This window comes from Arenimonas malthae CC-JY-1, from assembly GCF_000747075.1.
Taxonomy (GTDB): Bacteria; Pseudomonadota; Gammaproteobacteria; order Xanthomonadales; family Xanthomonadaceae; genus Arenimonas; species Arenimonas malthae.
On the sequence record NZ_AVCH01000165.1, the window covers coordinates 1 to 11566 of the forward strand.

9 protein-coding genes and 1 riboswitch are annotated in these 11566 nt (G+C 71.4%); all 9 genes read left to right on the forward strand.

Annotated features, from left to right (window positions below; all coding sequences use genetic code 11):
* The coding region (locus N790_RS09340; RefSeq protein WP_043803578.1) for a c-type cytochrome at positions 1-322 on the forward strand (322 nt) is incomplete at its 5' end.
* A 65-nt stretch (positions 323-387) separates the two neighbouring features.
* Entirely contained in the window at positions 388-2163 is a 1776-nt protein-coding gene (locus tag N790_RS09345; RefSeq protein ID WP_156970024.1) for an ExeM/NucH family extracellular endonuclease, read from the forward strand.
* A gap of 16 nt (positions 2164-2179) precedes the next feature.
* Positions 2180-2851: an alpha/beta hydrolase gene (locus tag N790_RS09350; protein WP_043803580.1), complete on the forward strand. Its 672-nt coding sequence runs from the start codon at positions 2180-2182 to the stop codon at positions 2849-2851.
* Positions 2844-3950: a cell division protein ZapE gene (zapE, locus tag N790_RS09355; RefSeq protein ID WP_043803581.1), complete on the forward strand. Its 1107-nt coding sequence runs from the start codon at positions 2844-2846 to the stop codon at positions 3948-3950. The genes N790_RS09350 and zapE overlap by 8 nt, the downstream gene beginning before the upstream one ends.
* On the forward strand, positions 3947-5242 hold the full coding sequence (locus tag N790_RS09360) for a hypothetical protein (RefSeq protein WP_043803583.1): 1296 nt from the start codon (positions 3947-3949) through the stop codon (positions 5240-5242). The genes zapE and N790_RS09360 overlap by 4 nt, the downstream gene beginning before the upstream one ends.
* A 148-nt stretch (positions 5243-5390) precedes the next feature.
* Positions 5391-6692 carry an amidohydrolase gene (locus N790_RS09365; RefSeq protein WP_043803585.1) on the forward strand — a complete coding sequence of 434 codons (1302 nt, stop codon included), beginning with the start codon at positions 5391-5393 and terminating at the stop codon, positions 6690-6692.
* 17 nt (positions 6693-6709) lie between these two features.
* Positions 6710-6946, forward strand: a riboswitch (cobalamin riboswitch).
* 216 nt (positions 6947-7162) lie between these two features.
* Positions 7163-9544 (forward strand): ribonucleoside-diphosphate reductase subunit alpha, encoded by a 2382-nt coding sequence (locus N790_RS09370; RefSeq protein ID WP_043803587.1) that lies wholly within the window; start codon positions 7163-7165, stop codon positions 9542-9544.
* Positions 9545-9591: 47 nt separating this feature from the next.
* The gene (locus tag N790_RS09375; protein ID WP_084062815.1) at positions 9592-10551 is read left to right on the forward strand and encodes a ribonucleotide-diphosphate reductase subunit beta; all 960 of its coding nucleotides are present in this window, start codon (positions 9592-9594) and stop codon (positions 10549-10551) included.
* A 98-nt stretch (positions 10552-10649) separates the two neighbouring features.
* The gene (gene queF / locus N790_RS09380; RefSeq protein WP_043803588.1) at positions 10650-11477 is read left to right on the forward strand and encodes an NADPH-dependent 7-cyano-7-deazaguanine reductase QueF; all 828 of its coding nucleotides are present in this window, start codon (positions 10650-10652) and stop codon (positions 11475-11477) included.
* The last annotated feature ends 89 nt before the right edge of the window (positions 11478-11566 follow it).

The window sequence follows — 11566 nt, forward strand, 5'->3', positions numbered from 1 at the left end:
CGCCGCCGCCCAGGCCGCGGCCGCCGCGGCTGCGGCCGCCGCCAGCGCCGGCCAGGTGGCCTACGACGGCACGCTCGACGGTTCGGTCATCTACGCCAACCTCTGCGGCGCCTGCCACACCGCCGGTGCCGCCGGCGCGCCCAAGCTGGAGAAGGCGGCCTGGGCCGCCCGCATCGCCCAGGGCATGGACACCCTGAACAAGCACGCCATCGAAGGCTTCCAGGGCGCCGCGGGCGTCATGCCGGCCAAGGGCGGCAACCCCAACCTCAGCGACGAGCAGGTCATCGCCACCGTGCAGTGGATGGTCGACAACCTGAAGTAAGCTTGGGCCCACGCCCTTCCGACGACGCCGCCTCCGGGCGGCGTCTTCGTTTCCGGAGTCCTGGAATGCGCCACCTGCCCCTGCTGATCGCCCCGCTGCTGCTCACCGCCTGCACGCCGCCGGTGGCCGACACCGCCAATGCCGCGCCGTCCGACGGCGCCGCCGCCGGCTCGGTCTCCATCGCCCAGGTGCAGGGCAGCGGCGAACGCAGCCCGCTCGAGGGCCGCGTGGTCACGGTGGAGGCCGTGGTGGCGTTTCCCTTCGGCGGCCTGGGCGGCGTCTTCCTGCAGTCGGAAACGCCCGACGACGACCCCGCCACTTCCGAAGGCCTGTTCCTGGCCCGTCCCGCCGACGCCCAGCCGCGCCTGCGCCAGGGCGACCGCGTGCGCGCCACCGGCACGGTGGTGGAAGCCGGCGAAGGGTCGGCCACCCTGACCACGCTCGAACCAACCGCGGTCGAATTCCTGGGCCGGGGCGGCAAGCCCACCACGCTCGTGCTGGAAACCGCGCCGGCCGCCGCCAGCGACTGGGAGCGCTACGAAGGCATGCGCCTGGCCATCGCCACGCCGCTCACGGTGACCGGCAACGATGCCCTGGGCCGCTACGGCGAACTGCTGGTGAGCTTCGGCGGCCGCCTGTTCGCGCCCACCGAACTCGCACCCCCGGGCGCCGCCGCATTGGCCATCGCCGCCGAAAACGCCCGGCTGATGCTGCGCCTCGACGACGGCCGCCGCGCCCAGGACCCGGGCACGCCCTGGTTCCTGTCCACCGGCCAGGACGACGCCCACCCGCTGCGCGTCGGCAGCACCCTGCACGGCGTCGCCGGCGTGCTCGACCAGCGCTTCGGCAGCTACCGCCTGCAGCTGACCGAAGAAATCGCCCGGGTCGAACAGGTCCCGCGCCCGCCCGCGCCCGACGTGCAGGGCGACCGCCGCATCGCCGGCTTCAACCTGCTCAACCTGTTCAACGGCGACGGCCGCGGCGGCGGCTTCCCCACCGCGCGCGGCGCCGCCAGCCAGGCCGACTACCAGCGCCAGCAGGCCAAGCTGGTGGCCACCGTGCAGGCGCTGCAGCCCGACCTGGCGGCGCTGATGGAGCTCGAGAACGACGGCTTCGGCCCGCGCTCCTCGCTGGCGCAGTTCGTGGCCGCGCTCAACGCCGCCGGCCCGCATTCCGACTGGCGCTTCGTGGACGCCGGCGACGGCCCGGGCAACAACCCCATCCGCGTCGGCCTGATCTACCGCGCCAGCCGCTTCACGCCGGTGGGGCGCCCGGCCACGCTGGCCGACGGCCCCTTCCGCGACCGCAGCCGCGCGCCGCTGGCGCAGGCGTTCCGGGCCGGCAACGGGCCGGTGTTCGTGGTGGCCGCCAACCACTTCAAGTCCAAGGGCGGCTGCGACGAGGCCACCGGCGGCGACGCCGATTCTGGCGACGGCCAGGCCTGCTTCAACGCCACCCGGGTGGAATCCGCGGAACGCCTGCACGCCTGGCTGGCCACCGACCCGACCGGGACCAAGCCGGTGGGCCACCTGGTCATCGGCGACCTCAACGCCCACGCCCAGGAAGACCCGCTGCGCCTGCTGCGCGCCAAGGGCTGGCAGGACGCCTTCGCCCTGGCCAAGCTCGAGCGCCCGTACTCCTTCGTGTTCGCCGGCCTGTCGGCGCGCCTGGACCACGCCCTGCTGGACCCGGGCCTGGCCCCGCGCCTGCGCGGCGCCGCCGAATGGCATGCCAACGCCGACGAGGCCGGCCTGTTCGACTACCGCGCCGATCCCGACGGCGACCCCTGGCGCGCGTCCGACCACGACCCGCTGCTGATCGGGCTCGACCTGGCGCGCTAGGGGCTATCATCCGCGCATGGACGCCGTGCCCGCCTTCCCGACCGAATCCGGCCCGCTCTTGATCGCCGGGCCGGCCGGCCGCCTCGAACTGATGGTGGACCTGCCCGAACCGGGCCAGGAGCGCGCCGGCGTGGCCGTCATCTGCCACCCGAACCCGCCCGACGGCGGCACGCTGCACAACAAGGTGGTCACCATGACCGCCCGCGCCCTGAGCGAACTGGGCCTGGCGGCGGTGCGCTTCAATTTCCGCGGCGTGGGCCAGTCGGAAGGCAGCTTCGACAATGGCCGCGGCGAAACGCTCGACCTGCTGGCCGTCACCGACTGGGTGCGCAAGCAGCGCCCGGACGACGCGCTCTGGCTCGCCGGCTTCTCCTTCGGCAGCTGGGTGGCCCTGCAGGGCGCGCGCCAGCTCCCGGTGAAGCAGATGATCTCGCTCGCGCCGCCGGTGGGCCTGCGCGATTTCGCCGGCGTGTTGCCGCCGCCCTGCCCCTGGCTGGTGGTGATGCCCGAGGCCGACGAAATCGTCGACCCGCAGAAGGTGTACGACTGGATCGACGGCCTGCAGGACAAGCCCACGCTGGTGCGCATGCCCGACACCAGCCACTTCTTCCACCGCCGCCTGATGGACCTGCGCGGCGCGGTGAAGAACGGCGTGCGCAAGAACCTGCCGCCGCCGCGCCATGGCTGAAGCCGCGGCGGGCGCGCCGCCGTCCGTGGCCTATGCCGCCGGCGTCGCCGCCGGCCGCTGGCAGCACGACCCGGCCCAGCAGCCGGCGCTGGCCGAACTCGACCGCATCCACCGAGAACTGCGCGCGCGCGGCGCCGCGCCGGCCTGGAAACGCTGGCTGAAACTCGGCAACGACGCGCCCGTGCAGGGCCTGTACCTGTGGGGCGGCGTGGGTCGCGGCAAGACCTTCCTCAACGACCTGCTGTTCGACCAGCTCGAGGGCGTGCCGCGCCGGCGCTGGCATTTCCATCGCTTCATGGTGGAAGTGCACGCGCGCATCCAGGCCCTGCCCGACGACACCGCCGACACCGTGGCGGTGGTGGCCGACGGGCTGGCCGACGAACTGCGGCTGCTGGTGCTGGACGAGTTCTTCGTCACCGACATCGCCGACGCGATGATCCTGGGCCGCCTGCTCGAGCGGCTGTTCGCGCGCGGCGTGGCGCTGGTGACCACGTCGAACACCGTGCCCGGCAACCTGTACAAGGACGGCCTGCAGCGCGCGCGCTTCCTGCCGGCCATCGCGCTGCTGGAGTCGCACTGCCACGTGGTGTTCCTCGACAGCGCCCAGGACTACCGCCTGCGCCAGCTCACCCGCGCCGAGACCTACCTCACGCCGCTGGGCCCCGAGGCCGAGCGCGGCCTGGCCGACCACTTCGGCCGCCTGGCCGCCGACTGCCCGCGCGAACAGGGCCCGCTGGCGGTGAACGGCCGGCCGATCCCGGCGCGGGCGCTGGCGGAAGGCATCGCCTGGTTCGATTTTTCCGCGCTGTGCGAAGGCCCGCGCGCGGCGGCCGACTACATCGAGATCGCGCGCGATTTCCACACCGTGCTGCTGTCGAACGTGCCGGTGATGGACGTGGCGCACGACAACGCCGCGCGCCGCTTCGTGCACCTGGTGGACGAGCTTTACGACCGCAACGTGAACCTGCTGCTCAGCGCCGCGGCCGAACCGCTGTGGCTGTATGCCGGCGACAAGCTGCGGCATGACTTCGAGCGCACCGCCTCGCGCCTGATTGAAATGCGCAGCGCCGAATACCTGGCCCGCGAGCACCGGCCATGAGCCGCGCGGCGCCCTGGCTGGCGGCGCTGGCGGGGCTGCTGCTCACCCTGCTGGCGTTCTGGCCGGGTTACCTGAGCTGGGATTCGGCCTGGCAGTGGTGGCAGGCGCGGACCGGCGAACTCGACCCGGCGCATCCGCCGGTGATGGTGCGTATCTGGCAGTTGTCGCGCCTGGTGCTGCCCGACCCGGGCGGCATGCTGCTGCTGCAGGCGTCGCTGTGGTGGGCGGCGATGGCGGCGTTCGCGCAGGCGCTGGGGGGTGGCGCGTGGCGGCGCGCGGGCACGGTGGTTTTCATCGGCGCCTGGCCACCGCTGCTGGCGCTGCTGCCGCACCTTTGGAAAGACCTGTGGATGATGGGCTGGTTCGCGCTGGCGGTGGCACTGCTGGCCGCCGAACTTCGCACGCCGCGGCGTTCGCTGCGCATCGCGGCGGTGCTGGCGCTGGGCGCGGGCGTGGCCTTCCGGCTCAACGCACTGCCGGCGGCGCTGCCGCTGCTGGCCTGGGTGGCGTGGCGGCAGTGGTCGGGGCCCACGTGGCGCGTGCTGGCGATGACGGCTTACATGGCCATCGTGGTGCAGGGCGTGTCGTGGATTGCGAACGCCGCGCCCGGCACGCGCGCCACGCCGGTGTGGCCGGTGGTGGCGATGTGGGACATCGCGGCGGTGTCGATCGCGGAAGACCAACTGCTGTTTCCGCCTGACTGGGTGGAACCCGGCCTCACCGTCGCCGTCCTGCGCCGCGATTTTTCGCCTTGCGTGAACGTGCCCAGCTTCGCCTCGGGCCAGCTGCGGCTGCCGCAGTATCGCGAGTTCACGCCGGGACAGCTCGCGGCGCTGCGCGAGGCCTGGCTGGCGCTCCCGATGCAGCACCCGCGCGCCTATTTCGCGCACCGAATCGAGGTGGCGGCGTACCTGGTGGGATTGCACCAGGAGGCGCACCCCGACTACCTGGTGCTGCAGCCCACCGTCGTGCCGCTGCGCGACAACCCGGCGCTGGCGCCGCCGTCCGGATGGCTGCATGGCTGGCTGCAGCCGGCGCTCGATGCCGTGGTGGACACGCCGCTGTTCGCGGCTTGGCCCTGCCTGCTGGTCTCGCTGCTGCTCGCCGCGTTCGTGGCCTGGCGGCGTGCGGCGGGCGACGGCCTGGTCGCCGCCGTCGCCGCCTCCGGCTGGGCGCTGGCCCTGCCACTGTTCCTGCTCGCGCCCAGCTCCGACTTCCGCTACCTGGGCTGGTGCGTGCTGGCCACCCTGATGGCCGCCGCCCTGGCGGTCCGCAAGAACGGGAACCTGTAGGAGCGGCTTCGGCCGCGAAGCTTTTCGCGAAGAGCTTCGCGGCTGAAGGCGCTCCTACAGAGGCCATGCCGCGACCGCGGCGCCCATGCCGCCAAGCCACGCCGCGAACGCGGTGCTAGCATCGGCCCACCACCCCAGGGGAACGCCGATGCGCCGTCTGCTGCTTGTTTCCGCCCTTGCCGCCGCGCTCTGCGGCCCCGCCTTCGCCCAGGCGCCCGACGTGGAGGCGCTGGCCGCCACGGTCGACGCCAAGGTGCAGGCCTGGCGCCGCGACATCCACCAGCATCCGGAGCTGGGCAACCGCGAAACGCGCACGGCCGCGCTGGTGGCCGAACACCTGCGCGCGCTCGGCCTCGAGGACGTGCGCACCGGCGTGGCCACCACCGGCGTCACCGCGGTGCTGCGCGGCGGCAAGCCGGGCCCGCGCATCGCCATCCGCGCCGACATGGACGCGCTGCCGGTGACCGAACGCAGCGGCCTGCCCTTCGCTTCGAAGGCCACGTCCACGTTCCGCGGCGAAACGGTGGGCGTGATGCACGCCTGCGGCCACGACGCCCACACCGGCATCCTGATGGGCGTGGCCGAAGCGCTGGCCGCCATCAAGGCCGACCTGCCCGGCGAGGTGCTGTTCGTGTTCCAGCCGGCCGAAGAAGGTCCGCCGGATGGCGAGGAAGGCGGCGCCGAGGAAATGCTGAAGCAGGGCATCTTCGACGGCTTCAAGCCCGAGGCGGTGTTCGGCCTGCACGTGTTCAGCACGCTCAATGCCGGCCAGGTCGGCTACCGCAGCGGCCCGCTGATGGCGGCCTCGGACCGCTTCAACATCGTGGTGAAGGGCCGGCAGACGCACGGCTCGCGGCCCTGGGGCGGCGTGGACCCGATCGTGGCCGCGGCCGACATCATCGGCACCTCGCAGACCATCGTCAGCCGGCGCCAGAACATTTCGAAGCTGCCGGTGGTGGTGAGCTTCGGCGCCATCAAGGGCGGCATCCGCTACAACATCATCCCCGACGAGGTGGAGCTGATCGGCACCATTCGCACCTTCGACGAAGGCATGCGCCAGGCGGTGTTCGCCGACCTCAAGAACGTGGCTGAAAAGGTGGCTGCGGCGCACGGTGCCACCGTGGTGGCGCAGGTGCCCGACACCAAGGGCAACCCGGTGACGGTGAACCACCCCGGCCTGACCGCGCGCGTGCTGCCGAGCCTGGAGAAGGCGGTGGGCGCCCGCAACGTGATGGAGATGGACCTGACCATGGGCGCCGAGGACTTCAGCTTCTACGCCAACGAGGTGCCCGGCTTCTTCTTCTTCGTCGGCGCCACCCCGGCCGGCCAGGACGCCCTGAAGGCCCCGTCCAACCACTCGCCCGAGTTCTTCCTGGACGAACAGGCCCTCAGGGTCGGCACCCGCGCCATGCTCCAGGTGGCCCTGGACTACCTCCACGAAGTGGATTGACCCGCGCCCGCCAACCCCATTATCTTGGGGTTGTCGGTCCTGGGCGCCACAAGCGCTTGGGTTAATAGGGAAGCCGGTGGGAATCCGGCACTGCCCCGCAGCGGTATGTGGAAACGACCGCCGTCATGAGCACTGGGAACGTGGGTCCGGCCTCAAGGTCCGCCTGCACGAGCCTGGGAAGCGACGGCCAGTAGGAGAGGCGCTTACGCCTCGCGTCCACGAGTCCGAAGACCTGCCGACAGCCGCGCGAATGCACGCCGCGCGGTGACCGGCCCAAGGGTCTCCGGGGGGAGACGGCGCCGGTGTCGTGGCGCCGGGTCCTGCCGGCGGCGACACCCGTTCTCCATCCTCCCGTTGTCCCGACGCCCGCGGGGGCGTGGTCGCGATGGCGCGCCGCGCCTTCGTCCCGTTCCCGTGCGCCGCCTTCCGCGGGAGGGGCGGCGGCCGTGCGCCATGCACCGGAGAACACCATGAACCAGGAAGACACCGCCGTCGCCGTCGCCGAGGGCGACGCGCCGCCGTTCGCCCCCACCCCGCCCGCCGCCGCGCTGGGCATGACCGTCACCAAACGCAGCGGCCGCCGCGAACCGGTGGACCTCAACAAGATCGTGCGCGCCGTGCAGCGCCAGTGCGAAGGCCTGCACGCCGTCGACCCGATGCGCGTGGCCACGCGCACCATCTCGGGCCTCTACGACGGCGCCAGCACCCGTGAGCTCGACGAACTCTCGATCCGCACCGCCGCGCTGCTGACCGCCGAGGAGCCCGAATACGGACGCCTCGCGGCGCGCCTGCTGGCCGAATGCATCGGCAAGGAAGTGGCCGGCCAGGAAATCCATGCCTTTTCGCAATCGGTCGCGCGCGCGCATGAGCTGGGCCTGGCCGGAGACCGCCTGCTGGGCTTCGTGCAGGCCAACGCGCGCAAGCTCAACGACGCGCTCGACGCCACGCTCGACCGCCGCTTCGACTACTTCGGCCTGCGCACGCTCTACGACCGCTACCTGCTGCGCCACCCCACCGCGCGCACCGTCATCGAGACGCCGCAGCAGTTCTTCCTGCGCATCGCCTGCGCGCTGAGCGAGGACGTGCCCGGGGCGCTGGCGCTGTACCAGCGCATGGCCAGCCTCGACTACCTGCCCAGCTCGCCGACCCTGTTCAACGCCGGCACCACCCACGAGCAGCTGTCGAGCTGCTTCCTGCTCGATTCGCCCGAGGACACGCTCGAGTCGATCTACCGCAAGTACGCCGACGTGGCCATGCTGAGCAAGTTCAGCGGCGGCATCGGCCTGTCTTTCACGCGCGTGCGTTCCCGCGGTTCGCTGATCCGCAGCACGAACGGGCATTCCAACGGCATCGTCCCGTGGCTCAAGACGCTCGACTCCTCGGTGGCCGCGGTCAACCAGGGCGGCAAGCGCAAGGGCGCGGCCTGCGTCTACATCGAGCCCTGGCACGCCGACGTCGAGGAGTTCCTCGAGCTGCGCGACAACACCGGCGACGAAGCGCGGCGCACCCACAACCTCAACCTGGCGCACTGGATCCCGGACCTGTTCATGCGCCGGGTGGAGGCCGACGGCGACTGGTCGCTGTTCGACCCCAAGCGCGTGCCGCAGTTCACCGACCTGTTCGGCGAAGCCTTCGACGCGGCCTACGGGCAGGCCGAGGCCGCCGGCCACGCGGTGAAGAAGGTGCGCGCACGCGACCTGTATGCCCGGATGATGCGCACGCTGGCCCAGACCGGCAACGGCTGGATGACCTTCAAGGACAAGTGCAACCGCGCCAGCAACCAGACCGCGCGGCCCGGCAACGTCATCCACCTCTCCAACCTGTGCACGGAGATCCTGGAGGTCACGTCCGACGCCGAAACGGCGGTGTGCAACCTGGGTTCGATCAACCTCGGCCAGCACCTCGACGGGCAGGGTTTCGATTTCGGCAAGCTCGCCGAAACCGTGCGCCTGGCCGTGCGCCAGCTCGACCGGGTCATCGACCTGAACTACTACCCGATCGAATCCGCCCGCCGCGGCAACCTGCGCTGGCGGCCCGTGGGCCTGGGCTGCATGGGCCTGCAGGACGTCTTCTTCCGGCTGCGCCTGCCCTTCGATTCCGCCGGGGCGCGCGCGCTCTCGGCGCGCATCGCCGAGGAGATCTACTTCCACGCGCTCGAGGCCAGCTGCGAACTGGCGCAGGAACGCGGCCGCCACCCGGCCTTCGCCGAAACGCGCGCCGCCGCGGGCGAGCTGCAGTTCGAGGCCTGGGGCGTGCAACCCGCCGACCCGGCGCGCTGGGACGCGCTGCGCCGGCGCATCATGGAACACGGGCTGCGCAACTCGCTGCTGGTGGCCATCGCGCCGACGGCCACCATCGCCTCCATCGCCGGCTGCTACGAGTGCATCGAGCCGCAGCTGAGCAACCTGTTCAAGCGCGAAACGCTGTCGGGCGACTTCCTGCAGGTCAACCGCCACCTGGTGGCGGAACTCAAGGCGCTCGGCCTGTGGACGCCGGAGATGCGCGACCGCATCAAGCTCGCCGAGGGCTCGGTGCAGGGCATCGCCGAGATCCCGGCCGCGCTGCGGGAGGTGTACCGCACGGTGTGGGAGATCCCGATGCGCTCCCTGGTCGACATGGCGGCCGAGCGCGGCGCCTTCATCGACCAGAGCCAGTCATTGAACCTGTTCATGGAGAGCCCGAACATCGGCGCGCTCTCGTCCATGTACATGCACGCCTGGAAGAAGGGGCTGAAGACCACCTACTACCTGCGCTCGCGCCCCGCCACCCGCATCGCCAAGGCCACCGTCGACGCGGCGGCCGCCGTCGCCTGTTCGCTCGAGAACCCCGAATCCTGCGAGGCCTGCCAGTGACCGCCCCCCGCCTGCTCGACCCCGGCTACAGCCTGACGCTGCGGCCCATGCGCTACCCGAAGTTCTACGACATGTACCGCGCCGCCATCCGCAACACGTGGACGGTGGAGGAGGTGGACTTCTCGCTCGACACCAACGACCTGCGCACCCGGGTCGGGCCGGCCGAGCGCCACCTCATCGAGCGGCTGGTGGCCTTCTTCGCCACCGGTGATTCGATCGTCGCCAACAACCTGGTGCTCAACCTCTACCAGCACGTCAACGCCCCGGAGGCGCGGCTGTTCCTGTCGCGGCAGTTGTACGAGGAGGCGCTGCACGTGCAGTTCTACCTGACCCTGCTCGACACCTACCTTCCCGAACCGGCGGCACGCGCCAAGGCCTTCGCCGCCATCGAGAACATCCCGTCGATCCGCAAGAAGGCCGAGTTCTGCTTCCGCTGGATGGACAGCGTGCAGGACCTGCGCCGGCTGAAGACGCCGGCCCAGCGCCGGCAGTTCCTGCTCAACCTGGTCTGCTTCGCCGCCTGCATCGAAGGCCTGTTCTTCTTCGGGGCCTTCGCCTACGTGTACTACCTGCGCTCGCGCGGGCTGCTGCACGGCCTGGCGGGCGGCACCAACTGGGTGTTCCGCGACGAGAGCGGGCACATGGCCTTCGCCTTCGAGGTGATCCGGACGGTGCGCGAGGAGGAGCCCGGCCTGTTCGACGACGCGCTCAAGGCCGAGGTGGTCCGGATGCTGGAAGAGGCCGTCGACTGCGAGTCCGCCTTCGCCGAGGACGTGCTGGGCGGCGGCGTGGCGGGGCTGTCGCCCCGGGACATGCGCCAGTACCTGGAATACCTGGCCGACCAGCGCCTGGCCCAGCTGGGACTGCCGCGGCGCTTCGGGGCCCGCAACCCGTTCCCCTTCATGGACCTGCAGGACGTGCAGGAACTGGCCAACTTCTTCGAGCGGCGCGTCTCGGCGTACCAGGTCGGCGTCCAGGGCGAGGTGGCCTTCGACGCCGCGTTCTGAGCTCCTGGGCCGGTGCGTTGGCACGGGGTCGGGGTGCTGATCCACCGGCCGGTGGATTAGTACTCTGGCCCTATTTTTGTTGTGGGAGAATGGGCGACATGACGTCCCCCGAATCGAGCCTGCTGGGCAAGCCGGTCAGCTACAACGCCGACTACGACCCGAACCTGCTGTTCCCCATCCCGCGAGCCGGCCAGCGTGAAGCGCTGGGCATCGGCGACGAACTGCCGTTCGTGGGCGTGGATTTCTGGAATGCCTACGAGCTGAGCTGGCTCGACAACCGCGGCAAGCCGCGCGTCGCGCTGGCCGAACTGCGCGTGCCGGCGGCCTCGCCGAACCTGATCGAATCCAAGAGCCTCAAGCTCTACCTCGGCAGCTGCGCCATGGCGCGTTTCGCCGACGCCGACACCCTGCGCGCCCAGCTGGTGGCCGACCTGTCCGCCGCCGCCGGTGCGCCGGTGAGCGTGGTGCTCACGCCGGCCGGTTCCAGCAACGCCGCGCTGATCGAAAACCTCGAGGGCGATTCCATCGACGACCTGCCGGTGGAGATCAGCCACTACGGCCCGCCGAAGCCGGAGTTCCTGTCGTCCGACCCCGAGCTCAAGGCCGACGAGGTGCTGGTGTCGCACCTGCTCAAGTCGAACTGCCCGGTCACCGGCCAGCCGGACTGGGCCAGCGTGCAGATCCGCTACGCCGGCCCGCGCATCGCCCGCGACGGCCTGCTGCGCTACCTGGTGAGCTACCGCCAGCACAGCGATTTCCACGAAAGCTGCGTCGAGCGCATCTTCATGGACATCCTGCGCCAGTGCTCGCCCACCCGCCTGGCGGTGTACGCTCGCTACACCCGTCGCGGCGGCCTGGACATCAACCCGTTCCGGGCCACCCCGGGCCTGCCCCTGCCGGGCAACCCGCGCACCAACCGCCAGTAACCGGAACCGCCCATGCGCCCGACCCTGCCGACCGCCCTGCTGACGATGCTGCTGCTCGCCGCTTGCGGCGGCGAGGCCGAGCCGCCCGC

Coding starts and splice junctions, on each gene's coding strand:
- N790_RS09375 (WP_084062815.1), top strand. CDS start 9,592: ATGCGCTACCCGAAGTTCTACGACATGTACCGCGCCGCCATCCGCAAC.
- N790_RS09370 (WP_043803587.1), top strand. CDS start 7,163: ATGAACCAGGAAGACACCGCCGTCGCCGTCGCCGAGGGCGACGCGCCG.
- queF (WP_043803588.1), top strand. CDS start 10,650: ATGACGTCCCCCGAATCGAGCCTGCTGGGCAAGCCGGTCAGCTACAAC.
- N790_RS09360 (WP_043803583.1), top strand. CDS start 3,947: ATGAGCCGCGCGGCGCCCTGGCTGGCGGCGCTGGCGGGGCTGCTGCTC.
- N790_RS09365 (WP_043803585.1), top strand. CDS start 5,391: ATGCGCCGTCTGCTGCTTGTTTCCGCCCTTGCCGCCGCGCTCTGCGGC.
- N790_RS09345 (WP_156970024.1), top strand. CDS start 388: ATGCGCCACCTGCCCCTGCTGATCGCCCCGCTGCTGCTCACCGCCTGC.
- zapE (WP_043803581.1), top strand. CDS start 2,844: ATGGCTGAAGCCGCGGCGGGCGCGCCGCCGTCCGTGGCCTATGCCGCC.
- N790_RS09350 (WP_043803580.1), top strand. CDS start 2,180: ATGGACGCCGTGCCCGCCTTCCCGACCGAATCCGGCCCGCTCTTGATC.